The organism is Staphylococcus cornubiensis (assembly GCF_900183575.1).
GTDB lineage: Bacteria > Bacillota > Bacilli > Staphylococcales > Staphylococcaceae > Staphylococcus > Staphylococcus cornubiensis.
This window is the reverse complement of the sequence record NZ_FXUZ01000013.1, coordinates 1-26,581: the sequence shown is the minus strand read 5'-3', so window position 1 is coordinate 26,581 and position 26,581 is coordinate 1. Positions and strand designations below refer to the sequence as shown.

Annotated in this window: 25 protein-coding genes and 1 pseudogene; 14 read left to right on the top strand and 12 right to left on the bottom strand. The window is 35.3% G+C overall.

Translation table 11 applies throughout. The features are described 5' to 3' along the window. The first annotated feature begins 2 nt into the window (after positions 1-2). Positions 3-1,757 carry an ABC transporter ATP-binding protein gene (locus tag CCE82_RS10325; RefSeq protein WP_086429304.1) on the top strand — a complete coding sequence of 585 codons (1,755 nt, stop codon included), beginning with the start codon at positions 3-5 and terminating at the stop codon, positions 1,755-1,757. Between the two features lie 34 nt (positions 1,758-1,791). Beyond that, positions 1,792-3,525, top strand: coding sequence for an ABC transporter ATP-binding protein (locus CCE82_RS10320; RefSeq protein ID WP_086429303.1), 1,734 nt, complete (start codon positions 1,792-1,794; stop codon positions 3,523-3,525). 171 nt (positions 3,526-3,696) lie between these two features. On the opposite strand, the gene rbsU is transcribed toward CCE82_RS10320, so the two are convergent. Continuing rightward, positions 3,697-4,578, bottom strand: coding sequence for a ribose/proton symporter RbsU (rbsU, locus tag CCE82_RS10315; RefSeq protein ID WP_086429302.1), 882 nt, complete (start codon positions 4,576-4,578; stop codon positions 3,697-3,699). 441 nt (positions 4,579-5,019) lie between these two features. On the opposite strand from rbsU, the gene CCE82_RS10310 reads away from it, so the two are divergent. Genes CCE82_RS10310 through CCE82_RS10300 form a run of 3 tightly spaced genes read left to right on the top strand, consistent with a single transcriptional unit; the run spans position 5,020 to position 8,454 of the window. Beyond that, positions 5,020-5,973 (top strand): LacI family DNA-binding transcriptional regulator, encoded by a 954-nt coding sequence (locus tag CCE82_RS10310; RefSeq protein ID WP_086429301.1) that lies wholly within the window; start codon positions 5,020-5,022, stop codon positions 5,971-5,973. Positions 5,974-6,021: 48 nt separating this feature from the next. After that, entirely contained in the window at positions 6,022-7,506 is a 1,485-nt protein-coding gene (locus tag CCE82_RS10305) for a sucrose-6-phosphate hydrolase (RefSeq protein WP_086429300.1), read from the top strand. Positions 7,507-7,509: 3 nt separating this feature from the next. Continuing rightward, positions 7,510-8,454 (top strand): carbohydrate kinase family protein, encoded by a 945-nt coding sequence (locus CCE82_RS10300; RefSeq protein WP_086429299.1) that lies wholly within the window; start codon positions 7,510-7,512, stop codon positions 8,452-8,454. Between the two features lie 61 nt (positions 8,455-8,515). Here the strand turns inward: CCE82_RS10300 and agrA are convergent, their stop codons facing one another. Genes agrA through CCE82_RS10280 form a run of 4 tightly spaced genes read right to left on the bottom strand, consistent with a single transcriptional unit; the run spans position 8,516 to position 11,269 of the window. Continuing rightward, entirely contained in the window at positions 8,516-9,232 is a 717-nt protein-coding gene (gene agrA, locus CCE82_RS10295) for a quorum-sensing response regulator AgrA (protein WP_086429298.1), read from the bottom strand. A gap of 19 nt (positions 9,233-9,251) precedes the next feature. Further along, positions 9,252-10,538, bottom strand: a complete 1,287-nt coding sequence (agrC, locus tag CCE82_RS13405; protein ID WP_086429297.1) for a quorum-sensing sensor histidine kinase AgrC — start codon at positions 10,536-10,538, stop codon at positions 9,252-9,254. A 25-nt stretch (positions 10,539-10,563) separates the two neighbouring features. Then, the gene (gene agrD, locus CCE82_RS10285) at positions 10,564-10,701 is read right to left on the bottom strand and encodes a cyclic lactone autoinducer peptide AgrD (RefSeq protein ID WP_019167558.1); all 138 of its coding nucleotides are present in this window, start codon (positions 10,699-10,701) and stop codon (positions 10,564-10,566) included. A 1-nt stretch (position 10,702) separates the two neighbouring features. Next, positions 10,703-11,269 (bottom strand): accessory gene regulator AgrB, encoded by a 567-nt coding sequence (locus CCE82_RS10280; protein WP_086429296.1) that lies wholly within the window; start codon positions 11,267-11,269, stop codon positions 10,703-10,705. Between the two features lie 392 nt (positions 11,270-11,661). On the opposite strand from CCE82_RS10280, the gene CCE82_RS13400 reads away from it, so the two are divergent. After that, on the top strand, positions 11,662-11,739 hold the full coding sequence (locus CCE82_RS13400; protein ID WP_159454536.1) for a delta-lysin family phenol-soluble modulin: 78 nt from the start codon (positions 11,662-11,664) through the stop codon (positions 11,737-11,739). A gap of 375 nt (positions 11,740-12,114) precedes the next feature. Here the strand turns inward: CCE82_RS13400 and CCE82_RS10275 are convergent, their stop codons facing one another. Next, positions 12,115-12,918, bottom strand: coding sequence for a carbon-nitrogen family hydrolase (locus CCE82_RS10275; protein ID WP_086429295.1), 804 nt, complete (start codon positions 12,916-12,918; stop codon positions 12,115-12,117). Between the two features lie 164 nt (positions 12,919-13,082). On the opposite strand from CCE82_RS10275, the gene CCE82_RS10270 reads away from it, so the two are divergent. Next, complete coding sequence (locus CCE82_RS10270) at positions 13,083-14,450, top strand: SdrH family protein (protein WP_086429294.1); 1,368 nt, start codon at positions 13,083-13,085, stop codon at positions 14,448-14,450. 111 nt (positions 14,451-14,561) lie between these two features. Here the strand turns inward: CCE82_RS10270 and mroQ are convergent, their stop codons facing one another. Further along, positions 14,562-15,329, bottom strand: coding sequence for an intramembrane glutamic endopeptidase MroQ (gene mroQ / locus CCE82_RS10265; protein WP_086429293.1), 768 nt, complete (start codon positions 15,327-15,329; stop codon positions 14,562-14,564). A 169-nt stretch (positions 15,330-15,498) separates the two neighbouring features. Here mroQ and groES point away from each other — a divergent pair, with 169 nt between their 5' ends. From groES to CCE82_RS10245, 3 genes are all read left to right on the top strand, one after another. After that, positions 15,499-15,786, top strand: coding sequence for a co-chaperone GroES (gene groES / locus CCE82_RS10260; RefSeq protein WP_086429292.1), 288 nt, complete (start codon positions 15,499-15,501; stop codon positions 15,784-15,786). Between the two features lie 48 nt (positions 15,787-15,834). Next, complete coding sequence (groL, locus tag CCE82_RS10255; RefSeq protein WP_019167564.1) at positions 15,835-17,454, top strand: chaperonin GroEL; 1,620 nt, start codon at positions 15,835-15,837, stop codon at positions 17,452-17,454. 686 nt (positions 17,455-18,140) lie between these two features. After that, on the top strand, positions 18,141-18,755 hold the full coding sequence (locus CCE82_RS10245; protein ID WP_086429291.1) for a hypothetical protein: 615 nt from the start codon (positions 18,141-18,143) through the stop codon (positions 18,753-18,755). An 89-nt stretch (positions 18,756-18,844) separates the two neighbouring features. On the opposite strand, the gene CCE82_RS10240 is transcribed toward CCE82_RS10245, so the two are convergent. From CCE82_RS10240 to CCE82_RS10225, 4 genes and pseudogenes are all read right to left on the bottom strand, one after another. Beyond that, positions 18,845-20,077 (bottom strand): acetylornithine deacetylase, encoded by a 1,233-nt coding sequence (locus CCE82_RS10240; RefSeq protein WP_086429290.1) that lies wholly within the window; start codon positions 20,075-20,077, stop codon positions 18,845-18,847. Then, positions 20,058-20,579: a methylated-DNA--[protein]-cysteine S-methyltransferase gene (locus tag CCE82_RS10235; RefSeq protein ID WP_086429289.1), complete on the bottom strand. Its 522-nt coding sequence runs from the start codon at positions 20,577-20,579 to the stop codon at positions 20,058-20,060. The genes CCE82_RS10240 and CCE82_RS10235 overlap by 20 nt, the downstream gene beginning before the upstream one ends. A gap of 21 nt (positions 20,580-20,600) precedes the next feature. Continuing rightward, a pseudogene (locus CCE82_RS10230) lies at positions 20,601-21,419 on the bottom strand (SPL family radical SAM protein). A gap of 60 nt (positions 21,420-21,479) precedes the next feature. Next, on the bottom strand, positions 21,480-22,769 hold the full coding sequence (locus tag CCE82_RS10225; RefSeq protein WP_086429288.1) for an aminotransferase class I/II-fold pyridoxal phosphate-dependent enzyme: 1,290 nt from the start codon (positions 22,767-22,769) through the stop codon (positions 21,480-21,482). Between the two features lie 213 nt (positions 22,770-22,982). Here CCE82_RS10225 and CCE82_RS13395 point away from each other — a divergent pair, with 213 nt between their 5' ends. The 4 genes from CCE82_RS13395 to pmtD all read left to right on the top strand — a co-directional run bounded on the left by CCE82_RS13395 (position 22,983) and on the right by pmtD (position 26,119). After that, a complete protein-coding gene (locus tag CCE82_RS13395; protein WP_420822115.1) occupies positions 22,983-23,114 on the top strand; it encodes a Trp-rich small protein in 132 nt (43 codons plus the stop codon). 787 nt (positions 23,115-23,901) lie between these two features. Continuing rightward, positions 23,902-24,075 carry an SE1626 family protein gene (locus CCE82_RS13085; RefSeq protein ID WP_086429287.1) on the top strand — a complete coding sequence of 58 codons (174 nt, stop codon included), beginning with the start codon at positions 23,902-23,904 and terminating at the stop codon, positions 24,073-24,075. 443 nt (positions 24,076-24,518) lie between these two features. Continuing rightward, positions 24,519-25,394, top strand: a complete 876-nt coding sequence (gene pmtC / locus CCE82_RS10215; protein ID WP_086429286.1) for a phenol-soluble modulin export ABC transporter ATP-binding protein PmtC — start codon at positions 24,519-24,521, stop codon at positions 25,392-25,394. Further along, positions 25,391-26,119: a phenol-soluble modulin export ABC transporter permease subunit PmtD gene (gene pmtD / locus CCE82_RS10210; protein ID WP_086429285.1), complete on the top strand. Its 729-nt coding sequence runs from the start codon at positions 25,391-25,393 to the stop codon at positions 26,117-26,119. Before pmtC ends, pmtD begins: the two co-directional genes overlap by 4 nt. A 122-nt stretch (positions 26,120-26,241) precedes the next feature. Here the strand turns inward: pmtD and CCE82_RS10205 are convergent. Next, positions 26,242-26,581 (bottom strand): IS3 family transposase (locus CCE82_RS10205; protein WP_159454535.1); only part of this gene is annotated, 340 nt, incomplete at its 5' end.

The window sequence follows — 26,581 nt, the reverse complement described above, 5'->3', positions numbered from 1 at the left end:
GTATGAAGATTGAAGAACATTGGATAAAATCATTATTAATATTTGGACAAGATGCCAAATTGAAAATGATTTTATCTATTTTATTGTCTATTATGAGCGTGTTTTCTGGATTAATACCTTACTGGGCAGTTTACAGAATTATGCTATTAATGATCGATGGCGATTCAGATGTGAGTCAAGTTGTTTTTTATATAAGTATTGCGATAGGCGGATATCTTATACAGGTCATATGTTTCGGTTGTTCAACGGTGTTATCGCATGTGACAGCTTACGATATTTTATCCAATATTAGAAAACAGTTGGCGCAAAAGCTGATGCGTTTGCCTTTGGGTGTTGTTGAATCAAAAAAAATAGGAGAACTTAAAAATATACTTGTAGACAAAGTTGAAACGATAGAATTACCATTAGCGCACATCATTCCAGAGGTTATAGGGAATTTGTTACTCTCGATTTCAATATTTGTTTACATTGTTATTATCGATTGGCGTATGGCCTGTGCGATGCTGATTACGGTGCCTCTCTCCTTTTTTGCTTTCAAAAAATTAATGTCTGGCTTTAATGATACATACGAAAAACAGATGGCTTCAAATAATTACATGAATAGCTCAATTGTTGAATATATTGAAGGTATAGAAGTTATTAAAACCTTTAATCAATCTCAAAATTCTTACAAAAAATATAAAGATGCTGTAAACGCTTATAAAACACATACTTTAAATTGGTTTAAAAGTACTTGGGGATATATGAACTTAGGTGCAAGTATACTTCCGTCAACTTTTCTAGGAGTTTTACCAATGGGTATGTATTTGATCTCAATAAATCAGTTGAGTTATGCCGAATTTTTTATTTGCTTAGTGTTATCTTTAGGTGTTGTCGTACCGATCAAGAACTTTACCAACTATGTTAATCAATTAAAATCCATCCAATATGCTATTACAGAAGTGCGTCAAGTACTTAATTTAGAAGAACTTGAAATTTCCCAAAAGTTTTTAGAACCTAAGAATAATAAAATCACTTTTAATGATGTGGGATTCTCTTATTCGAATGACTCAAATAATTTAATATTTAATCATTTGTCATTTGATATTCCTGAAAAGACTTTTACAGCAATTGTTGGTGCGTCTGGCAGTGGTAAGTCTACAATTGCGAAATTATTGTTAAGATTTTGGGATGTGACATCTGGCGAGATAAAAATTGGTGATGTAAATATTAAAGAGATTGAACCTAAAAAACTGAACGAATTAGTTGGTTTTGTGGGACAAGATAACTTTTTATTGAATCTTACATTTAAAGAAAATATTAAACTGGGAGATCCAGAGGCAACAGATGAAGCGGTTGAAGCAGCAGCGAAGTTAGCCCAATGTCACGACTTTATTATGAAATTGCCGGATGGTTATGAAACGAATGTAGGGACAGTCGGTGACAAATTATCAGGTGGTGAAAAACAACGTGTCACAATAGCGAGAATGATCTTGAAAAATGCCCCGATCATTGTGTTAGATGAGGCGACAGCTTATGTCGATCCTGATAATGAAGAAAAAATTCAATCCGCATTAAATGCTTTAACTCAAAACAAGACACTAATTGTTATTGCTCACCGATTGTCAACAATTAAACAAGCAGATCAAATCATAGTATTAGGTCACAAGCAAATTCTTGAAAGTGGTGATCATACACAATTATTGGATAAAAATGGCCACTATAAACAAATGTGGGAGATGCACATCGGTGCTAAAGATTGGGGAGTCTCTTCATAATTATGGCTCACTTCACGTTTAAAGGAGGATAAAAATGTTCCGAATTACATTAAAGATTATTAAATGGACGGCGCCATATAGATCGAGAATGATTTTAGGATTCGTGATGTCATTGATTAATTCTATTTTTATTGCGTTGCCTATTTTCTTAGCTGCCCAAGTATTCAACCGGGTGTTATCTCATAAACAAATTGAAATGTACGAAATTATGATCGTATTAGGTCTCATGATTTTGTTAGTATTAGCAAGGTTTGTCACTGCTTATTTAAAGAATACACTGCAAGAAAGTATTGCTTATGAAATGAGTACACGAGAGCGATTGAACATTGGGGATAAATTGAAAAGTGTAAGATTAGGATACTTTGAAGACCATCAAACTAATGAATTAACAACGATAGTTACAACGGATTTAACATTTTTAGAAAATTATGCCATGAAAATGATAGATATTGTTGTTAATGGTTACATATTAATTACAGTACTCATTTTGTCATTATTGATAGTCTCTTGGGAGGTAGCATTGTTAGCACTCATTGGTGTGATGTTATCTTTACTCAGTATTCATTTATTAGAAAAAAAGAGTCATCAAAATGCGCCACAACATCATCATGTACAAAATGAACTTGTTGAAAAAGTACTTGAAGTTGTTCGTGGTATTCAAGTGATTAAATCATTCTCCAAAGAAAATACAAGCCTTCAAAGTTTTAACAGAGCAGTTGAAGAAAGTAAACGTATCAATTCTAAAATTGAATTACAATATATACCTTTTAACTTATTGCATTTGCTAAGTTTGAAAGTAATTTCTATTGTCATTGTATTGGTCGCATGTTTATTATTTTCTAATCAAGCTATCGATTTATCAACACTCATTATGATTTCTATCTTTTCTTTTGTGATATTTGAAAGTGTAGAAAATGTGAACAATGCTGCACATGTATTAGAAATAATTGATTTGACTTTAAATGATATTGAAACAATTAAAAAAGCCCCTATACTTGATGAATCAGGTAGAGAACTCTCAATTAAACACCATGATATTGAATTTGATCATGTTAGTTTCGCATACGGTAATCATCGCGTCATTAATGATGTAAGTTTTAAAGTAGGAGCGGGTACATCTACGGCAATTATTGGTCCATCAGGAAGCGGTAAGTCAACCCTTTGTCATTTATTGTTAAGATTTTACGATTTAGATGAAGGCGCTATTCGTATCGGTGGGGTTGATATTAGAGATATGACATTAAGTACATTGATGTCACATATTAGTGCAGTGTTTCAAAAAGTGTACTTATTCAATGATACAATCGAAAATAATATTTTATATGGCAAGCCAGGAGCAAGTAAAGAAGAGGTGATACGTGCTGCGAAACAAGCATGTTGTCACGATTTTATCATGTCATTACCAGACGGTTATCAAACAATAGTAAATGAAAAAGGCAATAATTTATCAGGTGGAGAAAAACAGCGTATTTCTATAGCAAGAGCAATATTAAAAGATGCGCCAATAATCATTCTAGATGAAGCTACTGCAAGCATTGATTCAGAAAATGAACATCTCATACAAAGTGCTATTGATGAGTTAAGTAAAGGAAAAACAGTTATCACGATTGCACATAAAATAGGAACAATTAAAAACGCCAATGAAATCATCGTATTAAATGAAGGTGAAGTGATTCAAAAAGGCAATCACCAAACACTTGTAAACCAAGCAGGAACATATCAGAATTTTATTAAAATCAAGTCACAGTCAGAAGGTTGGAGATTGTAAGTGAACTATAATCAAATTGGAATATTAGAGAGTAACTTTGAATTAAATGACAAGTTTTTTTAGTGTAATACATATTGAAAATAAAAAAGTCCTTCCAACACCCATTCAAAACGAATGATTTGGAAGGACATCTTTACGCTTTCATTAAAATGTGATACGTACTGTCGATGATTATTTGATAAACACTGTTACCGTTGCGGCTGCTAGAATTAAGATTAAACCAATGACAGTAATGAACATTTCTTTTGAAGTTTTGCGTTGATTTAAGAAATAAATACCTGTTAATGTTGCTAAAACAACTGAAGTTTGCGATAAAATGAAACCTGTTGCTAAGCCATTCATATCGGGTTGTGCAGAGATGAGATACGTCAATGCTGCAAACGCAAAAAAGAAACCTGAAATGATTTGTAACCAAGTGACCTTTTTGGTAAATGGATTATCTTTTTTCATTGTCATTAAACCGTAAATCACTGCAGCGAGCACCATACCGATTGCTTGTGGTAAAAATGCAGCTTTACCTCCGATGTCTGTCGCTTGCGGTGCTGCAGAATAGAGCCAATATCCAATTTCACCAATTAATAGGATGATAACTGCTTTTCTCAAATTACTACTTTTTGTTTCTTGACCATCTTCACTCCAAACGGTCATCCATGCACCAACTAAAATGACGAGTAGTGCTGCAAAACCGATAAGTTTGTTTGTAAGGCCGGGCCAGTTACCTAATGCGAATACACCCCAAAGAGATGCACCTAACAATTGGAAAGCAGTTGTGACAGGCATTGCACGGGAAGAACCAACATATTCAAATGCTTTGAACGTCATAATTTGACCAAAACACCAACCTGCTCCTGAAAGTAATGCTAAAAAGAGGTCTAGCCCTGTCGGAAAACTACGTCCAGTAAATAGGAAGAAGGCACTCGCAAAAATCAGTGTCCCCACGGTAGCGCCGATGATTTGATTGACCGGTTTACCTCCAAATTTTGATGCAATTGTAGGAAAAAGCCCCCAACCAAGCAGTGGGCCTAAACCAATTAATAGTGCGACCATGTTCATTTATTACACTCCTCTATCTCTATTAGAAAATCTATTTTTTATTAACAAGTCTACGCATTAAAATATAACATTTCTATATAAATACATAAACTTTCTTTTCTTGAAAACGAAAACAATTTTTTAGAAATTTAAAAAATTGAAACAAACTTGTCACAGATTTCGATAACTTCGATGCATGACTATTCTTTTGATGTACCATCTTATATCATGATATACCCACTTCTCAATATGGTTTTGTATACAACCTAAAAATTTATCGCGCACGCAATGCATTAAAAATATTCAATAGCATAGAGAACAGAGACAATTTTCTCATGGTTAGACACGAGTATCAACCTTTTAAAATCGGATATTTTATTTTCATCACATATCATATTTTATGCGGAAATAGCGGGGGATTTTATGATAGAATAGCTATTGAGACTGTGAGGTGATGAACAATTGAATATACAGGATATTGCAAATTTGGCTGGCGTTTCTAAAAGTACAGTTTCAAGGTATTTAAATCAAGGTTCTATTAGTTTAAAAACAAGACGAAAAATTCAACATGTGATTGATACATACGGTTATGAGCCGAATCAGTTTGCACAAAGTTTAAGAGCACAAAAGAGTATGATGATTGGTATTATTTTCCCGCGTATGTATTCGCATGCAGTGTCCCAAACTGTTAAAGGGATTAAAGCGAAATGTGATGAATTCGGCTACCAAATGTTATTGAATTTGACTGAACGTCACTTAGCGCAGGAGCTTGATGCATTGAAATCATTTAAAAGAAGTAAGGTCGATGGTATTTTATTTATGGCGACTGCTGTAACTGCTGAACATATGGCTGTGATCCAAGAAATGGATAAACCGGTCATTATTATTGGTCAATCGCATGAAACGTTAAGCTCAGTTTATCATAATGATTATCAAGCGGGTCAGCTCATGGGACAAGAAATCGTGTCGCAAGGGAAGCAACATGTGATTTATGCAAGTATACAAGAAGATGATGTCGCTGTCGGGGAGCAAAGGTTTCAAGGTTTAATCGAGGTGTTAACAGCACATCACATCACTTATGAAACATTGATGGCTTCATTTGATTATGAAACGGCACTCCAATCGATTGAAGGTCAACTGACACATCAACCGTCAGTGGGGTATGTAGGTGCGACAGATACGATTGCGATGGCTTTATATCAAGCACTGATGCACGACCATCTTACTGAAACGCCGTGGATTGCTGGCTTTGGGGGAGATCCTATGACACAAATTGTTCATCCAAAAATTTTCACAATTCCATATCAATATGAAGTGGCAGGACGTATTGCATTTGAACAATTACAACTTCAAATGGAACATCCGCATCATATTCAAAGTCGCCAACTTGACGTTCATCCTAATTTTGAAAATTAATCTTGCAAGGGATGGAACCGTTACCAATTCGCAAAAAGGAGGTACAGCATGGAACAATGGAGTAGAGAAAAACGTTATCGTAAATATGAAGAAGCAACAGAACAAGAACTTGAATTATTAACAGAAAAAGTCAACACCTCTCCATTTCGACAAATTTATCATATTCAACCCCCAACAGGACTTTTAAATGATCCAAACGGGCTGATCTTTTTTAACGGTCAATATTACGTTGCGCATCAATGGTTTCCTTTAGGTGCGGTACATGGACTGAAATATTGGCGTTTACTGACAAGTCGAAATCTCGTGCAATTTGAAGATCGAGGTATCGTCTTGCGTCCAGATAATGATTATGATAGTCACGGTGTCTACAGTGGTAGTGCATTTTCTTATAATCAATCATTATATTATATGTATACTGCTAATCATCGTGACGACGAGTGGAACCGTCACAGTAGTCAAATTGTAGCCAAAGTTTTACCAGATGGATCGGTTCAAAAATTATTACCTCCTGCGATTCCAGCTCCTCCAAAAGGGTATACACATCATTTTCGAGATCCTAAAGTATTTGAAAAAGATGGTAAACTGTATGCATTGTTAGGGGCACAACGTGAGAATGAAACAGGTTGTGCAGTGTTATACGAAGCTGAGCACCCAGAAGGACCATGGCAGTTTAAAGGTGAAATTCAAACACAATTAGAAGATTTTGGTTATATGTGGGAATGTCCTGATTATTTTCAAATTCATGGTAAAGATATTTTGTTATTCTGTCCACAAGGTATAGAATCTGAAGGCGATGCGTATCAAAATATTTATCAAAGCGGTTATATTATGGGAACATTAAACTTTGACACGTTAGCGTTTGACCACGGGCCATTTATAGAGCTTGACCACGGTTTTGATTTTTATGCACCTCAAACGATGACTGATGAAGCGGGACGACGTGTGTTAATCGGTTGGATGGGGCTTCCAGATACGGAATACCCAACAGATGATGATGGATGGGCGCATTGTTTAACATTGCCTAGAACTTTGACGGTAGAAGATGGTAAGTTAAAGCAAAAACCACATATGAATTTAAGAAAGCTACGTAGGCATGAAGAAGTCGCACTTGGTTATGCGAACAAGTTTATTAAGCAACTTCACCCTTATGAAGGCGTGCAATATGAACTCGTAGTGGATATTTTAGAAAATGAAGCGTCAGCATTTGAATTACAACTACGTGCTTCACGTGATGAATCTACAACGATTCGATATGACTCAAAAACACGTACAATTTCGCTTGAACGTTTTGACAGTGGTGTGTTACCGTATCCTGTTGAAGGAACGATGAGAGTGACACAATTAGACACTGATTTAAAACATTTACGTATTTTTGTGGATACATCGAGCATCGAAATATTTTGTAATGAAGGAGAACGCGTGCTCACTTCAAGAATTTTTCCAAAAGCGACATCTAATAAATTCAAAGTGGTGACAGATTCAGGTCAAATTTATTTAAAAATGACTAAATACGATATCGTGGAAGGGGAATAACGAATGAAACGGTTTCATGCGATAGGGGAAGCACTCATCGATTTTATTCCAACAGAAAGAGAGACGGCATTAAAAGATGTGACAGGTTTTGAACCCCAAGTCGGCGGCGCACCGTGTAACGTGGCGGCAGCTGTTCAAAAATTAGGTGGAAAGAGTTATTTAATCACACAAGTAGGCGAAGATGCATTTGGTGACAAGATTATAGAGACCTTACAAGCCGCAAAAGTGGATACATCTTATGTTTTAACGACAAAAGAGGCGAATACAGCATTGGCATTTGTCAGTTTATCTAATGAAGGTGAGCGAGATTTTTCATTTTATCGAAAACCAAGTGCAGATATGCTTTATCAACCTGAAAATATTGACGCGATTGATTTGCAACAAGGAGATTTGGTGCATTTTTGTTCTGTTGCGTTAGTTGAAAGTCCAATGAAAGAAGCCCATGTTCAATTATTAGATAAAGCAGAGCAAGTGGGGGCGACAATTGTTTTTGATCCGAATGTCCGTTTACCTTTATGGGAGAACCATGATGTATATTACGAGACATTACAAGCATTTTTACCACGTGCGCATGTTGTAAAAGTTTCAGATGAAGAATTATCATTTGTAACGCGTCATGACGATGAAGAAGCGGCATTAAAATCGTTGTTTGTCGGGCAAGTTCAGGCAGTTATTTATACGAAAGGCAGTCAAGGCGCATCTTTAATTTTCAAAGATGGTACAACGATTGACGTACCGACACCTCCAGCAAAAGTTGTTGATACTACAGGAGCGGGAGATGCCTTTATCGGCGCAATTAATGCGAAACTGTGTCAAACTGAACAACATCCAATTGATACATTGAAACAGCACGGGCATGACATTTTGAAATTCGCACATCAAGTTTCTGGTCGTGTCGTATCACAATATGGTGCGATTTCAAGTTTACCAACACTAAATGAACTATAATTAAAAAGCCAATTTCCCGAAGTGATGGGAGATTGGCTTTTTAACACGATCAACAGCTATATTATATTTTTTTCAGATTACGTACTGAGACGTAACAAAACTCATCATTTTTAAAATAAACAATACGCTCTTTCGTATCGACACTCGTAATATTTCTTCGATTCAACACAAAACTGTTATGACATCTGAAGAAACGATCATCTAATTGTGCTAATTCTTTCAGGTTGCCGTAAAATTCGATTTGGCGATTATCTAAATGAGCGATTAAACGGTGTGACTTAGGTGAGGACTCGAAAAACATCACATCATCATAGTTCACATAGACAGAACTTGTACCACGTTTAAGTTCCAAAGTTTCTACAGTATGATCTTTAGTTAATAAATCGAGTCGTTTTAAAGCAGTTTCTAGACAATCAATAATACGTGTTCTCAATTCTTCAGGATCATCTTTAAAAATAAAATCCATTGCAGCCACTTTGTAGACAAAAGTGAGGTAGGTCAGTTCACTATGACTGGTTACAAAAATAATATTCCCTACAGGATCATGCTTACGAATCTCACTGCCTAGTTTAATCCCATTAATATCTGATTCTAATTGGATATCTAAAAAATAACAGCCGATATCACTCATATTTTTAGATGTTTCTAAAATAGCATAAGGATCATTTGTTGCAAGTACAATCTCCATAGGTTTTTCTTCAATCATAATATAATTCTCAATAATGGACACCATGCGTTCGCGTTGTTTGGGATCATCCTCACAAATCAAAATTTTCATGATACACACATCCTTATTCTTAATCGTTCATAATTTCTAATTTCTGTATAAAATAATGATTTTCGATCGTCGTATCAAGGAATACATTGTCCGTTTGATCAATAATCTCTTTCAATGTAGTTAAACCAATACCTCGATTTTTTCCTTTAGTTGAAAAGCCATCTTGGAACAAGGTATGTAGCTTAGGCATATCTTTTGGTGCTTTGTTCATAATGATAATCATCACAGATTCGTCTGTTTTAATGAATGCAATTTGGATAATTGGATCGTTAATAGTGTTAGAAGCTTCAATCGCATTGTCCATAATAATCCCTAATACACGGCTAAGTTGAATAGAATCCATAGCAATGTGCGCAATTTCATCTGCCACTTCAACAGTAATTTCAATATCGTTTTCTTGCGCTTGTAAAATTTTAGTCGTTATTAACCCTTTAATTTCACGGACTTTTAAATTTTCAATTCCATTGAGTCGCATCGTATTGGATTCAAATTCACTTTTCAAAGGACTAATATGCTCATGATAATATTTTTTTAAACCTTCTAAATCATCTTCACGTAAATATTCGGACATCGTTAATAAAATATTCGTATAGTCATGTCTGAATTTACGCATTTTGTTGTTAATCTTTTCAATTTGCACCGTGTATTTATAATAATCATCTAGTTCTTGTTTTTTTCTCTTATAATTTATTTCTCGTTCAATGGTTAAAGTGGTAGCTATAATTAATATAGCGAAAACTGAAAAAGAAATAAAATAAACGATACCTAAATATTTAAACTCATATATATCAACAACAGTTCTTGGTAGTAAAGAGAAAAATATAATAAATCCACTAGCTAAAAATAAAACGAGCGCAATTAAATATAATTTATTGATATATAACCAAGAAGTTTTAAGTTTATTAAACAACGTAATGACGATGAAAGAAAAAATGTAACAACCAAGTGCAAAGACAACCATATATATTAAAGTTATCAAATAATAATTAACTTGATATGTATTAAGGTAAGCGAAAACCCCTGTTGCTATAAAATCATTAATTAGTAAAATAAGAATAGAGAGTAACACAGTAATAATTCCAATAATTTTTGCTCGTCTAAAATAAAAGATGAAAAAGCAAAGAATTAAATAAAGCAAACTATTTCTACCAAAAATAAAATATAAAATAATAGAAGGGATTACTATCCCGAGGATGAGAATAATGTAATCCCTTTGACTATATTTATATTTTTGGATAATACTCGTTACTGATGCGAAAATAAAAGATTGAAATAATACTACAAATATAACAAAAAGTATTTCCAATTTTATACACACTTTCTAACGTTTATTATTTTTCTTCTTCTAACAATTCAGCAGGGATTTCTGGCTCGTCAAAAAATCCAGTACTAGTAGGGATTCTTGCAAAAGTACCGATTGATTGGAATAAATTTGTAATTAAGTTGAATAATACTTCTAAAATTCTCATTTTAAACTTCCTCCCTTGTGGAAAATATAGGTAATAATGTTGCGGATTGTAATAATACCCCATAAACGACAAATCGATTATAAGGCGCTGGTATGATTAATGCAACAATTATGAGTAAAAAGAATGTAATGATTGATTTGATTTTAAGACCTTTTACTTTTCGTTGTGGTATAGGTCTTTTCTTAGTTGCTGCTGGCGCATATTTGATTACAATCAAAGCACTCAATATAGTTAAGCTTAACAAAAATTGAAAAGAAATGTCATATTGCACAATCAACCACGGTAAAACAACAAATAAAGCTATGTTTTGCACGTGACAAAGCATTGAATTCTTTGCGTGTGCACCATGAGAATAGCCTCTTAAAACTAAAAAACTGATGTGAACAATAAGTGTGTATAAAAATATGTCCAATAGGATTGCAAGACCGTAAGTCACAATCGCTTTAAAGAAGTTTATAACGACAACTTGCATGCCTAAACGCACTTTTAAAAACTCAATATGACTTAAATTCTGTCTTTGTTGGAGCTTCAGTGCGAGCTTTTCAATTCCATTGTCAATGAGTAACATACGGCTCTCCTCCTTAACTAAATTATAATACACAACTATTAAAACGCTTTATTTTTTGCCTAAGTGTTCATTTATCATTCCTAACTGTTAGAATTGATACTTTTTTAATATTTTACCATAAATTTACGAACAGTTAAGAATAAAAAACAACAAGTTACGCACTCGTTAACACAAAGGTGAAAAAACATGTTGTAATATAGACATCATCACATTGGTGATGGAGATGAAGTGATTTTGTAATAAGTGTTTTCGAGTACACTTAAGCAAATTTACTGATTAAGTTAAGTCAGATGTTCTTAGTCAATGTATTCTTCGCTCAGCTTACATGACTAAGAGAGCAACAATCTATTGAAGTCTTTGGTTTTATTTTAAAATTTAAGGAGGTGCTCACTATGGCAGCAGATATCATTAGCACAATCGTTGAATTCGTTAAACTTATCGCAGAAACAATTGCAAAATTCATGAAATAATTTTTTTAACAAAGTTATTTTGTTAGAATCTTTTTCCTTACTTAGACTAAAGTAAAATCAGGTTTCGATATTGAAGCCATTGTAGCAATATTTAATAATCGGTAAATTCACTAAATTTTTTCATAATTAATAACATCCCCAATTAAATAGAATAACTGTAAATAAAACATTCCCTTAATATGAAGAACAGGCGAGTCCCTCCCAAGCTCGTCTGTTTCTTTTATTGTATGGACGATTTAACAAAAGAAAAAACAGCCCGAGACTTCACACAGGCTGTTTTTGTTAAATGAAAGCATGGGTTAGTTGTGTAGGGACATCTCCTTGGAGCGTGTACGGATAAAGTCAATTAAGGCTTTTGTGATAAAACCACTATTTTCATTCTTCTTTTTGTGCATAGCGATAAACTGAAGGACGCATATTATCAAAAACTGGGATAGCACGGCGTTGTGCATCTACTTTTTGAAGGTCAAGCGTCACTGTCATAACTGCTTCATTTTCATCCGCTTCAGCAACGATTTCTCCATTTGGATCCACGACCATTGAATGACCTGCGTACGTTGTTTTGCCATCATTGCCACTGCCGTTTACAGCGACAACATACATATCATTTTCCACGGCTCTCGCTTGTAATAATTGACGCCAATGTGAAAGGCGTACATCTGGCCATTGTGCGACATAAAACATCACTTTTGCGCCTTGTGCTGCAGGGTAACGACTCAACTCTGGAAAACGGAGGTCGTAACAAATGATTTGGGACACAGTTGTACCGTCAGAAAGTGAATAAGGGTAAGGTACAGTTTCACCACCAGTCAAAAAGTCTGGTTCATCTAACATAGGTACGAGATGAATTTTATCATATTCATAAATTTTTTCGCCGTGTCGATTTACTGCAAATGCTGTATTATATACGGAGCCGTTTTTACGATTAGATACAGAACCCGCAATGATGTCCACTTGATACGCTTGTGCTAACTTTTGTATCAATGCATAACTTTGTGTTAATTGATCGTCCGCTAACTGTTCTAATTGAGGTAATGCATAGCCGTTATTCCACATTTCAGGTAGGACGATGACATCGGTTTTTTCATCTAAATGTTGTTCAAATAATGTCGTGATTTTCTGTTCGTTTTGACTTGAATCAGCAAGTGTGATATTAAATTGAAAGAGTTGTATTTGCATAGTAATCATCCTCATTTCTAAATTAATAATAGTGTACTAAATGCTCGAGCGTTAAACAAAAATCTTAATTGATTACAATTATATTAACATGAGGGTGGTTTTCTAGGTCACTTTTGTTTATACTGACTGTGATAAAAAACTTTAAGTAATCAGAGGTGTATCTGATGGTAAAACATAAAAAAGAACATTTTGTAAAACGACTGTACAAAGTAGGGGTCGGTTCAGCTAGCATTTTATGTGTAGTATCACCTCTTTTATTTACTCATGAAATGGTTAAAGCTGCAGAAATCAATGACGCAGATAATATAGCTTTTAACACAACGTCACGTACGCAATCTGATGGCCAAATTACGCAAAACGATAATGTACGCGCTACAGTTACTTCGGATGAAAATTATCCTGAAGTGACGCCATCTAATGAAGATATAGGAAGTTCAGAAGATGAAAGTATTACATCGTCAAATGAAAATGTAAAGCCAAGTAATGAAACAACGCCAACTGATGAAACTGATTCAACGCCATCAAGTACTGAAGAGGGATCTACAGAGGAGCCTCGTACTGAAGAAGTGCCGTCTAATGAAGAAAACGATCATAAAGAACAACCGGACAACGAAGATAAACCATCCAAACCTGACCGACCAGAATCAGAGACGGACCAAGGGCATGGAGAAAAACCAAATAAAGAAGAACCTAACAAACCGGATAAAGATAAACCATCGAAAGATCAGAATAAAAAACCTGACAAAGGCGATGCATCTAACAAACCACCTAAGCAACCAAATCGTCCAGATCAAAAAGATGATCAATCAAATCATACGCCACCACCTGCTTCAGAAAACGGTGGAAATGGTAATGACGGTTCAACTAACAGCCCGAATGGTGGGGGTGGCGGTGGTCATGCCGAACCGCCTCAAACAAATAATCAGCCACCTTCTACAAATGAAAGTGAAACGCAACATAACGGTCAAGGTCAAGTGGCAAGTGCAGGTAATATGAATCATCAGGATGCATCCGTGTATCAACGTTATGCCAAGATGTTGAATAACAATTATAAATATAATCCATTATTCCAAGAAGAAATTTCGCGTTTAAATGGCGCTGGAAATCATATACAAAGTGAAATCACAAATTTGAGCCGTAAAGAACAATTTACGCAAAATGAATTTTTAGATGATTTGCAACAGAGTACAGATTATTTTAGATATCAATATTTTAATCCACTATCAACAGAACAATACTATCATCGTTTGGATAAACAAGTTTTAGCATTAGTGACCGGTCAATTCGGGTCAATGCCTGATTTCAAGAAAAGTGGAGATAAGTCACTAGTGAATAAACATCAGCAAGATAAAGTGAAGAAAATAGAGCAACACGGTGAAAACTTTAATAATCATCATATGAAAGATATAAAAGATGACACAGAAAAATCACTCAGCTATAAGCCAATGATTTACATTGGGCTTGTGATGGTCGGTTTCGTCGGCATCATTAGTTTGGTTTTATGGAAACGACTACATCATTTTTGGAAATAAAACATTTAAAGGGGTTAAGACGCTCACTTCAAGGCGTCCTAACCCCTTATACATTGTAAAAAATAAAACGAAAATTTTTGAAGTAATTTTGTGAAGTGAATCGTGTATAGATTATGAAGGGAAAAGAGAAATAAAATGCGTCGTCAACAAGTGGATAAATTGTGTTTGCTTGACCGCATTCTCCAGCATTTTTTCAGGTACCATTAACTGGATGAGTGCGACTAAACCATTTTGAGCCATATGAATACCAATCGATACGCTTAAACGTTTAGTATAAATATAAAATGCTGAAAAAATAATCCCCATCACGAAGTAAGCTAAGAAATGCGAAAAATCCATATGTACAAATGCAAAAACTGCAGAACTGATTGTCGTTGCGATAATGAATTTTACCCCTTTACTTGCTTTAATCGCGTGATACAATTCGCCAAACAGTACTTTTCTAAACACAAACTCTTCTAATAATGGTCCAACGATAGCAATTAAAATAATGAATAATGGCATTTGACGCGCAATTTTCATGATTCTTAATGTATTTTCACTTGCTGGATTAGCACCTAGAAGGTATACCGATATGAGGTTAACAATCATTTGTGCGATGAACACAATGACTAAACCGACTAAAATATAAGGTACCACATAGCGCTTCTTCTCTTTCGGACCTTGTTCAAAATTGAGTTTATTTTTTACAAAAAACTGTAGCATGATAATTAAAATCGCTACAATGATAAAAGCAGAAAACTGCACTACAATTGTTTGATGTAACAATTCAGCTTGGTTTTCAGTTTGAATCCAACCCGCTGCTCGTGCAATGTAAGGTGATACTTGTGCCAAAACATACAAAAGCACAGTGAGCAGTGAAACCCAAAATCTCTTCATAGTTAGCCTCCGTTCAATAACTTTTATTTTAACGGAAAATAAAGGTGCGGACAACGGCTTTAATGGTAAATGCTTGAAATTTTGACCAATTTTGATTATTATAGAACTAAATTAGCACTCGATATATTAAAGTGCTAAATTTTTGTTGAACATAAGGAGGCACTCACACATGCTTAGACCATTAGGAAACCGTGTAGTCATCGAAAAGAAAGAACACGAACAAACAACTAAAAGCGGTATTGTTTTAACTGATTCAGCTAAGGAAAAATCAAATGAAGGTGTTATCGTTGCGGTAGGTCCGGGACGCATTTTAGACAATGGTGAACGTCTGAAACCAGAATTAAACGTAGGCGATCGTGTTGTGTTTCAACAATATGCAGGAACTGAAGTTAAACGAAACGATACGGAATACTTAGTGTTAACTGAAGATGAAATTTTAGCGATTATTGAAGATTAATCAGACATTAAATATAGAAGAAATGAATCCAACAACGGAGGTTTTAGAATGGCAAAGGAATTAAAATTTTCTGAAGACGCACGTCAAGCAATGTTACGTGGTGTCGATAAATTAGCAAATGCTGTTAAAGTGACAATTGGTCCAAAAGGGCGCAATGTTGTACTCGATAAAGAATTTACAGCACCACTCATTACAAATGACGGTGTAACAATCGCAAAAGAAATTGAATTAGAAGATCCTTATGAAAATATGGGCGCAAAACTTGTTCAAGAAGTGGCGAATAAAACAAATGAAATTGCTGGTGATGGGACGACGACAGCAACTGTACTTGCACAAGCAATGATTCAAGAAGGTCTTAAAAACGTGACAAGTGGTGCCAACCCTGTCGGTATCCGCCAAGGTATTGATAAAGCTGTGGCAGTAGCGATTGAATCGTTACACAACATTTCTCAAAAAGTTGAAAATAAAGAAGAAATTGCACAAGTCGGCGCGATTTCTGCTGCTGATGAAGAAGTAGGTCGTTACATTTCTGAAGCGATGGAAAAAGTCGGTAATGACGGTGTTATTTCAATTGAGGAGTCAAACGGTTTTAACACAGAATTAGAAGTCGTTGAAGGGATGCAATTTGACCGTGGTTACCAATCGCCTTACATGGTGACAGATTCTGACAAAATGATTGCAGAATTAGAAAGACCGTACATTTTAATTACTGACAAGAAAATCTCTTCATTCCAAGATATCTTGCCTTTATTAGAGCAAATTGTACAATCAAATCGACCAATTTTAATTGTAGCTGACGAAGTAGAAGGCGATGCATTAACAAATCTTGTCTTAAACCGTATGCGTGGTACATTCACAGCAGTTGCAGTTAAAGCACCTGGTTTCGGTGATCGTCGTAAAGCAATGTTAGAAGACTTAGCGATTGTAACAGGTGCACAAGTGATTACAGACGATTTAGGTCTTGAATTAAAAGAAGCAACTTTAGATATGTTAGGTACTGCAAACAAAGTTGAAGTGACTAAAGACAATACGACAGTCGTGGATGGTGACGGTGACCCTGCGAACATCGATGCCCGTGTCGGTCAATTAAAAGCACAAATTGAAGAAACAGATTCTGACTTTGACCGTGAAAAACTTCAAGAACGTTTAGCAAAATTAGCTGGCGGTGTTGCAGTGATTAAAGTGGGTGCAGCTTCTGAAACTGAATTGAAAGAACGTAAATTACGTATTGAAGATGCATTGAACTCAACACGCGCTGCAGTTGAAGAAGGCATTGTTGCTGGTGGTGGTACGGCATTAATGAACATTTTCAAAGATGTTCAAGCGATTGAAGCGGAAGGCGATGAAGCAACAGGTGTGAACATCGTATTGAAGGCATTACAAGCACCAGTGCGTCAAATTGCTGAAAATGCAGGTCTTGAAGGTTCAGTTATTGTAGAAAGAATGAAAAATGCTGAACCAGGTATTGGTTACAACGCAGCAACAGACGAATGGGTGAACATGTTAGAAGCGGGTATCGTGGATCCAACGAAAGTGACACGTTCTGCTTTACAACACGCAGCAAGTGTTGCGGCAATGTTCTTAACAACTGAAGCGGTAGTTGCAAACATTCCAGAAGATAAAGGCAATGATATGCCACAAATGGGCGGCATGCCAGGTATGATGTAGAAGGCTATCATACGCCTTTATATCAATGTTTTAATGATTGATTGAATATTAATGATTTGAATAAAAAATTTGTGACGCTTTCCAATTGATATCTCAACTTTTGGGAAGCGTCTTTTTAATATGACATTTAATTGATTAACAACTGAATTACAAAATTTGCTAGATTGAACTGGATGATGTTTTGATATCCTTTACTTCAAATGATATTTCTGAGGAAAGGATAATCTTTTATTTATCAAACCTTGCAAACCAAATTAATACAGTTGAATACCATAAAATAGCAGCAATTATTTATCATTTTCACTTTAATTATATAGAGCACGTATACGATTTAGCTTATTATCATTATTGGAAATTGCTAGAGGTTCACAATTTAAAAATCAAAATCTTTAAATGTATTTTTAGGAATACTGGACGAACCAGGTTTTGATAAAATTATTAATGACAATATTAATATGGTTGCTAATAAAGTACTTGAAAAAGATCCTCAAATGAAATAGCAATGGGATGTATTGAAAGACGATTGTTTTTATAAGTTAAATTGCCTAGAGATAATTTGAAAGGAATGGTGTATACAATTTTCTATCTAATATTTTATTATTAAGTTAAAAATAGGTGAGGTAATTAGAGGTAAATTAGATTTAATTTTACTTGTAATAATAAGTTTAACTGGATTTATTCTTTTTTTGGGTTTTCTATTTAGTAATATTGATCCTGCCAATAAATTAGAAGGATATCTAGTAGCAATATCATTTATTGGTATATTTGCTACATTTGGCGGTGCATATTTAGGAGCTAAAATATCAGGTGAATATGCAATTAAAGTACAAAGCAAAGAACGAGAAATGATTGAACGAGAAAAGAAATTTGTAAGAAATATATACATAATAAAATATATTAGATTTAACAGTATTATGTTTAATAAAGTAGTAGGTATTTACATCTCATTAGAAAATTTAGTCGATAACAAAGAAGAAATAAATGAATTGTATAAATCAAAAGGTGGAAAAATAACATTTCCAGATGATAATGAAACTATGGAAATAATTGAGTTATATGATTTTATTTGTCAACTCAAAGAAATTGTGAATAATATTATAAATGATGAAAAATGTATATTGGCAGATGATAAATATACCGATGCACTTTTAAGAATGAAAAATGCTTCGAATAACTTTTTAAATACTTTTAAAAATAAAGAAATATTTGATAATGATGTTGACTACTTAAAATATTATCTAGATGAATTAATAACTACTTGTAAAGGTATAATTAGAGAACATGATAATTTTTGGGATTGATGACTCATAACAAAATAAAAGGCACTTTCCAAATGTCCTGACAACATATTGGAAAGTGTCTTTTTCACGTATTATGAAAATTAATTTTATTAACGCTGAGGTGTTTCATACCATGATTTTAAAAATGTATACAAGACTTCGGTAAAATTTTCTAAATCTTGTATATTGATTTTTTCGTTTGTTCCATGGGCTTCATCGAGTTCACCGGGTCCGTATAAAATGGTTGGAATGCCAAAGTCTGCGGTCCAACCGCCATCTGTCACTGTTGTGCTTATCGTCGTTTGAAGTGGTGTTTGGTGCACGTGTTCATGTGCTTTTGCTAACATGTGAAATCCGGGATGAGATGTCGGTAAAGTGAAACTAGGGAAAATTTCACCTTTATCTTCAATCATGGAAGTGCCACCCCATTCAAATTGAAGCGGATGTTGACTGAGCCATAAATCACTATCGGCAACTTTATTTAAGTACGTTTCGATTTCTTCAATAATGGTGTCATAATTTTCGTTAGGCAAATAATGCACTGTCACCCATAATCGACATTGGTCTGCGATAAAAGCAGGATGACGACCACCTTCAATCACGGCTGGATTAATCGTATTCGCGCCTGGTGGCATGCCGGGATAAGATTTCGTAACTGCCCAATGACGTTCAAGTTCTTGTAAGGCTTGGATGATCTTTACCATTTTTTCAATGGCACTCGCACCATGACGACCACCACCTGCATGAATGATATGGCTTCTTGCACCGTCGTGAATAGTTTCCTCACTTTGAATCGTGATCCAACCTGTAATGACGCCGCCTTGTCCCATCGCAATATTGTCGCTCGTATCTAACACAAGGGCTAAATCGGCTTGAGGTGAATGTTCACAAGCAATTTTCGTACCTGCTTCGCCAACTTCTTCACCAACAACTGAATGTACAATAATATCGCCTTCAGGTTGTTTACCTTCTTGATGCAAGCGTTCTAAATTATAAAAGAGGGCGGACATGCCACCTTTCATATCTGCGACGCCTCTGCCATAAAGAAACCCATCTTCTTCAGTCAGTTGAAAGGGGTTAAAGCACCAAAATTGTTCATCTTCTACTTCAGCGACATCGACATGGCCGTTTAAAATGAGACGAGGTGCATTAGGTTGACGTCCTTTCAATGTACCGACCACGATACAGTCATTATCGTAAAAAGGAATTGTTTGGACCTCAAAACCTATGTCTTCAAGCCAAGTTGCAATTTGTCGTTGTAGCGTGATGGTATTGCGGGCAGGGGGACTGACTGTCGGATGTGCGACTAATGTTTCAAGCAAGTCATAATGGCGTTGTTCCATGAATGTCACCTTCCAATGCTAATAAATGTTTTTTACGATGCAGGCCACTATTAAAACCACCTAATTGGCCATCTTTTCTTAATACACGATGACAAGGAACAATAATAGAAAGTGGATTTTGACCGATAGCAGAAGCGACAGCACGCACACTTTTTGGACGTCCAATCATTTGTGCGATATCACTATAATTGACAACCGCCCCAAAAGGAAGTTGTAGTAGCGCTTGCCACACTTCTTGTTGAAAAGGTGTACCAATGACATGCGCAACAGGTGTTTTAAACGTTTGACAATGACCATGAAAATAACCTTGTAATTCAAATGCGATTTGATTCACGATTGGATGATGTGAAATTTGAATGAGCGGTGCTTGTTTTTGAAAATGATTCAATGCAGTTTGATAATCTTTAGAATCTGTAAACGATAAACCTAATAACGCATCATCATTGACAACAGCGGTCATTAAACCGAGTGGGGTATCAATATGTTGAAAATAAAAGGGCATAAAAATCGACCTCCTTTGAATTTATTGAAATGGCACGAAACCATCACGACTGATTGCAATGTTTTCATGTGGAAAAACGTCTTGCATTAATTTTACCACATGTAGATAGGCGTCAGGATGATACCAAGACTGTAAATCGAGTGTTTCATATAAAGACTGAATACCAAGCGACTGTGTGCGACGGCCGTTTGAACCATCTCCCATAAAGTAATCGTCAATCGTAATAAGATCGACATGTTCGGCTAATTTTTGGGCAAACTGATCGGTACAAGGAAGAACAGGTGCGACGGCAATTTGTGTTGGAATGTGAGCTGCACGAAGTTTGTCCACGGTTTTAAGGCGAGCTTGAATGCTAGGAGCTTTAGGCGAGAAATGCCGAATGATATCTTCACTGTCTGTTTCAATGGTCATACTTACAATGAAATCTCCAGGATAAGATTGAAGGATGTCGATGTCTCGTTGTATGAGTGGGCTCCGTGTTTGAATGAATAAAAAATCGGGTGGGCAATCATGCAATTCAGCTAACAAATAGCGTGTGATTTCATATTTTTTCTCGAGCGGTTGATACGGATCGGTGGAAGAGGACATGAATACCGTGAATGGTCCTTTAGATTTGTTGTTTTGAAGTTCTTTTCTAAATTTCAACTACGCATCTGTTTTGGCAGTGAGCCAGTCTCCCCAAGTTTTGCCCGAAAATAGTGAAATAGGAGAGCGACGTATATAACAATATGTGCATCCAAATTGACAGCCCATATAAGGATTGAGCGTGTGCGTATAATCTTTTAAATAGCCACTCGCTTTCGTCAAAAATTGTTGCGGTTCGCGTGTATGAAATTCCATTTTATCCCCCTAAAATAAAAAAACAGACAGGTGACTTGTGACGACCTGTCTGTGCTGTATTTATGATTGTAAAGTTTGAATCGCTGTTGCTATTGATTTAAATACGTGTGGTAAATCTTCTTTTTCGATACAACTAAAGGCAATACGAATGTCAGTATCATTCAGTGCGACAATACCGATCGAATGTTTTTCAATCAGATGTACACGCAATTCTTCAGCATTGACACCTTTCACTTTCAATGCCATGAAGTAGCCAGAGTTAAAGTCATAAGGCTGCCATAATGATTGGTAATCTTCGTTATATACGAGTTCCTTTGTCACTTCATAACGCGATTGTAAAATTTGAATGTTGTGTTGCACTTCATCATTGAAAGAGGCACCTTGTTTCAACGCGTGTTGGACTGCCGCTTGAGAAGGTGTGGCACCACTTGAGTTGTTACTACGGATGAGTCCTTTCATTTTAGCTTCTAATACATTTTTTGTCGTGTCATTTGAAGTACCAAAAGTTAAGAAGCCGACACGGAATCCCCATGCGAAAAATTCTTTTGTTGCACCATCTAAACGAATAGGTAACACACGTTCATTGTTCAACTGTGTCAGTGCAGTAAAAATGGATTGTGTGTAGACATCTTCGTAAAACAATCCGTAATACGCATCGTCGACAACTGCAACAACATTGACACCGCGTTTTGCGAGTCGATTAATCGCTTGCACAATCGTCTCAACTTCTTCTGTTGTTGGTGTATAGCCAGTTGGATTGTTTGGATAGTTTAATAACATGATGACTTTATCCTCTTCAATATGATCCAACGTTTTTACGAGATGTTCGGTTGTGAAATGACCTTGTTCATCAAAAATTGGATAAGTCTGCATTGTGGCTTGATGGCGAATACCAAACACGAGATTATAGTTCCCCCAATTGTGTTGAGGTAAGAGTACAGTATCACCCGGGTTCACAAATAAATCACCAATTAATGACAAACCGTGTGTTAAAGCATTTGTCACGATAGGTAAACTCATCGCTTCTTTCGTTAAGTCAGGGTTTTCTTTTAACATTTTTTGTTGCCATAGTTCACGTAATTCAGCTAAACCTTGTGGTGGGGCATAAGCAAAAACTTCATCTGTCGTTAAATGGTCAAACATGCCATATAATGTTTCAGTGTACATTTTACCTTCAGCAGTTGTAGCCATACCGATTGTGGCATTATATTTTGTTGCTTTTGCTTCAGCAGACTGAGTCAAAATACCTTTTGGATAATACATATTCGTACCAAGGTCGGAAAGCATATCAAGGACGACTGGGTTTTCTTCGCTTAACTGTTCATTTAATTGTAGAGCTAAAGGGTTCATAGGATTCGACCTCTTTCTAATTTTTCATCATATACGTCTATCATACAGTGAAAAGCAATAAATTTAAAGAATAGACTGATAGAAAATTCAAGATAAAAGTGCAAAATAAGAACACATGTTCGGTGTTTTGTGTTAAAATAAATGTAGCCACCACTCCCTACATTTTTGGCGCTTTTTAAGAAAACGGTTTCTAAAAGTAGGAGGTGTTTAATCATGTCGTGGACAGAATTTTGGATGTTATTAGTTAATGGTGGCATTTTAGTTATTTTTAGGTGTTGGATCGAATCTAGGTGGAAAAAACGAGATCGAGAAAAACAACAAAAAAACGATTCGACACATTCATGAAAAATGATGCAACAAAAGAAAAGCCCCAAACTTGCGGCAACAAGTTTGGGGTCATTTAATCATGTGTGGATACACTTTAATATTATCACTTTCATAATTTGGAGGCAAACGATTTATTTAAGATTGTTATATAATGACTTTGATTTCAGGTGTGTGACAAATCGTAGGAAAGGGGTTGGGACATTGAGTTATCCTAGCCTATGTCAATTGACGGATTGATATCCATTATTGGTGATAACATCATCGAAAAATGAGGATGAACTGGATATAAAAAAATGATGATACGGATTGTCTTCACTTCAGAAACTTGCCCTAAGTGACTACATTTGATGTAAGATTGCCGATAAGGCTGAGACTCCTGAGGGATGAAGTTGAAAACAAAATACCGTCATTTGAATTTAATAGTGGTTACTGTTTATCGCAGTAGCTGTCTGACTTCTCAATACGCATGCTTTTGAGAAGTCTAGTCAGCCTTGCGGGGGCAGTACAACGAAATCTTTGTTACACATGTGATTTCTGTACTGTTCCCAAAATCCACTAACGCTTCAACAAATGTGACAGTTTAATCAAACGTTAGTGAGTTGAAGGACCAGCCCCTTGGAAACGTGAAGCCATGAGGGCAATCAAAAACACAATTCATAGTGAGAGGGCAAGTAAACAAAGTACTGCATCAATAGCATCAAAAATTTTATGTCCCATTCCCATCATCAAACCACGGATTCATGTTGACAAATACGGGATGTTTTTCTAATGTTTGAATCAGCAATGATTATGAAAGGAGAAACATATGAAACATTTAACGAAAATTTTTGTGGTTATTGCGTTAATCATTTTTGTCATTGGTATAGTACTACAGTTTTTAGGTGAGGAGACATCTGCTATTAAATTGTTTATCGCGACCATTTTATTTATGATTTGTGCTTTTATTAGTCGTCATAACGATCGAAAAAAGCAACGTTAAACTTTTTAAAGCATTGAATTTGATGAAATGAATTGTAAAAAAGTTTAAAATTTTAAATATAACAAGTTGATAGTTGTATTCTATCGGTTCATTTTGTTATGTTTACGAGTGTTGAAGATTTTCTATGATATGGTAGAGGTTTTTGGGAGAGACGTCTATGTGATGAACATAGGAAAGTGACACCATACACATACGAAAGTCCTCATTTAAATCACGAATTCAATATGACAAATGATATAAGGGCAATTTTTACAGTGAGGTTGAGTCGTCGCAAAGATACATATCGCCATTGTCGTGACTGACCGTTAAGATTGAACAGGATGCGCTATTTTAAATGCGGTGAGTTTCTCTTTGATAAGTGCGCCATACTTTATGACAGGTTAAGGTTGTAGTTATTTTAATCTCGAATGTATCATCTAAAAAATAAACAGGAGGATTCGTGGATGGAATTGAAACAAATCACCAAACAATATGGCAATAATACTGTCATTAATGGCATTGATTTTTCATTTAATGATAGTAAAATTGTTGGGTTAATTGGTAAAAATGGTGTTGGGAAAACAACATTAATGAAAATTATGAATGGCAATATTATCAACTATCAAGGGGAAGTTCAAGTAACAAATGATGATAATATTGGATATTTAATTGAACATCCAAAACTTTACGATAATAAATCTGGACTATACAATTTAAAACTGTTTGCGCAAGTATTAGGTAAAGGTTTTGATGAAGCATATACGAACAATATTATTAAAGCGTTTGGTATGGAATCATATATTAAGAAAAAAGTGAAAAAATATTCAATGGGGATGAAACAAAAACTCGCCATTGCAGTTTCACTTATGAATAAACCGAAATATTTAATTTTAGATGAGCCGACAAATGGTATGGATCCAGACGGTTCAATCGATGTCTTAAAAACGATTGAGCAACTTGTACAACAATTAGATATGAAAATTCTCATTTCTAGTCACAAATTAGAAGATATTGAGCTCATTTGTGATCGTGCCGTATTTTTAAGAGATGGACACTTTGTACAAGACGTGAACATGGCTGAAGGACAATCTACAGACCAAACCATTATTCAAGTTGATCCCGATGACTTTGAACAAGCATTGTATTTCTTAACTGATCATTTTAAAGTTGTGCAATCACACAAAGAATCAGGAGAAATTATCTTAAATGGGCAACGCGACTATCGTAAATTCCTTCAAGGTTTAGCCCAAAAAGAGATTTATCCGCAATATATTGAAACACGTAAAGTTTCATTACGAGACACTTACTTCAATATTAATCAACGAGGTGATCAATCATGAATATCATGCAACTGTTCAAATTCGATATCGTAAGTATTTTAAAAAGTCCACTTACATATTTGGCGATTCTTCTCGGTATTGCACCATTGATGATCACGGTGATTATTCAAGTGACTAATGATAATCCAGTCAACGCGAATACGATGTTCAGTGTGGGGAAATGGTTCTTTTCGCTTATTGGTTTACTCTTTGTGATTAAAACCATTACACGTGATACGGCTCAAGGGACAATTCAACTCTTTTTAAATCACACACAGAGTCGTATCGGTTATTTCATCGCAAAAACGTTATCTATCATTTTTATTAGTATTTTCACGACTGCAGTTGTCGTTATTGTTACTTATTTGATTCAATGGACGACGGATGGCACAGATTTAGATAATGATCAATCTTGGAAATTGCTCGTATTTTATTTAATTTTATTCTTTGTGTATGGGCTGTTATTGTTTTTAATCAACTTAATCGTGCAAAAACCAGCATTAGTGTATACACTGGGTATTTTATTGTTACTATTATTACCTGTTGTTAAACCGTTTATTCCACTTATTCCTGAGATTGGGGATAACATTCAAGATTCATTGGAGTATATTCCGTTTAGTTATTTAAGTGATAAGACGTTGGGTAATGGTGTGACTTTTACCAATTGGCAGTGGTTTATTAATGTCGCTTCAATCATCATATTGTGGTTGGCGAATTTAGGTTTAATTGCGAAAAAAGATATTTAAAAATCATTCCAATTTTTGATATAGCAACCTAACGATTGCCCCGGGGGACTCGCGTTCCTAGGCGCTGAACAGGAACCCCTGCAGTTTACACTTAAATATCAAAAACCGGTGTCTAGTTTAGCTTATCCTGCTAAGCTAGACATTTTCAATGAAACTCGATCGTTATTAAAAAATGTTATATAATCTCTAATCATTTTTTCAGCTTCTTCGTAATTTGGTAATCTTCGTTTTTTATCACCTAGAAGTAGCTCGCTTTTCATTAGACCCCATACACCTTCCATCGGGCCATTATCAATGCACATTTTAACACGCGACATACTATGAATCATATGATGTTTGTTTATCAATGTGTTAAATGTATGCGAAGTGTACTGTATCCCTCTGTCACTGTGGAAAAGCAGTCCTTTTGTTTCTTTTGGCGACATGCCTTTAACAGCTTTATTAAATGTATTAATAACTAAA

Bases quoted from the DNA above. Each gene is read 5' to 3' on its own strand.
- CCE82_RS13400 (WP_159454536.1), top strand. From the start codon at position 11,662: ATGGCAGCAGATATCATTAGCACAATCGTTGAATTCGTTAAACTTATC.
- CCE82_RS10275 (WP_086429295.1), bottom strand. From the start codon at position 12,918: ATGCAAATACAACTCTTTCAATTTAATATCACACTTGCTGATTCAAGT.
- CCE82_RS10300 (WP_086429299.1), top strand. From the start codon at position 7,510: ATGAAACGGTTTCATGCGATAGGGGAAGCACTCATCGATTTTATTCCA.
- CCE82_RS13085 (WP_086429287.1), top strand. From the start codon at position 23,902: ATGAAACATTTAACGAAAATTTTTGTGGTTATTGCGTTAATCATTTTT.
- groL (WP_019167564.1), top strand. From the start codon at position 15,835: ATGGCAAAGGAATTAAAATTTTCTGAAGACGCACGTCAAGCAATGTTA.
- CCE82_RS10305 (WP_086429300.1), top strand. From the start codon at position 6,022: ATGGAACAATGGAGTAGAGAAAAACGTTATCGTAAATATGAAGAAGCA.
- CCE82_RS10325 (WP_086429304.1), top strand. From the start codon at position 3: ATGAAGATTGAAGAACATTGGATAAAATCATTATTAATATTTGGACAA.
- agrD (WP_019167558.1), bottom strand. From the start codon at position 10,701: ATGAGAATTTTAGAAGTATTATTCAACTTAATTACAAATTTATTCCAA.
- CCE82_RS13395 (WP_420822115.1), top strand. From the start codon at position 22,983: ATGTCGTGGACAGAATTTTGGATGTTATTAGTTAATGGTGGCATTTTA.
- pmtC (WP_086429286.1), top strand. From the start codon at position 24,519: ATGGAATTGAAACAAATCACCAAACAATATGGCAATAATACTGTCATT.
- groES (WP_086429292.1), top strand. From the start codon at position 15,499: ATGCTTAGACCATTAGGAAACCGTGTAGTCATCGAAAAGAAAGAACAC.
- agrA (WP_086429298.1), bottom strand. From the start codon at position 9,232: ATGAAAATTTTGATTTGTGAGGATGATCCCAAACAACGCGAACGCATG.
- mroQ (WP_086429293.1), bottom strand. From the start codon at position 15,329: ATGAAGAGATTTTGGGTTTCACTGCTCACTGTGCTTTTGTATGTTTTG.
- CCE82_RS10270 (WP_086429294.1), top strand. From the start codon at position 13,083: ATGGTAAAACATAAAAAAGAACATTTTGTAAAACGACTGTACAAAGTA.
- CCE82_RS10320 (WP_086429303.1), top strand. From the start codon at position 1,792: ATGTTCCGAATTACATTAAAGATTATTAAATGGACGGCGCCATATAGA.
- CCE82_RS10240 (WP_086429290.1), bottom strand. From the start codon at position 20,077: ATGGAACAACGCCATTATGACTTGCTTGAAACATTAGTCGCACATCCG.
- pmtD (WP_086429285.1), top strand. From the start codon at position 25,391: ATGAATATCATGCAACTGTTCAAATTCGATATCGTAAGTATTTTAAAA.
- rbsU (WP_086429302.1), bottom strand. From the start codon at position 4,578: ATGAACATGGTCGCACTATTAATTGGTTTAGGCCCACTGCTTGGTTGG.
- CCE82_RS10280 (WP_086429296.1), bottom strand. From the start codon at position 11,269: ATGTTACTCATTGACAATGGAATTGAAAAGCTCGCACTGAAGCTCCAA.
- CCE82_RS10225 (WP_086429288.1), bottom strand. From the start codon at position 22,769: ATGAACCCTTTAGCTCTACAATTAAATGAACAGTTAAGCGAAGAAAAC.
- CCE82_RS10235 (WP_086429289.1), bottom strand. From the start codon at position 20,579: ATGCCCTTTTATTTTCAACATATTGATACCCCACTCGGTTTAATGACC.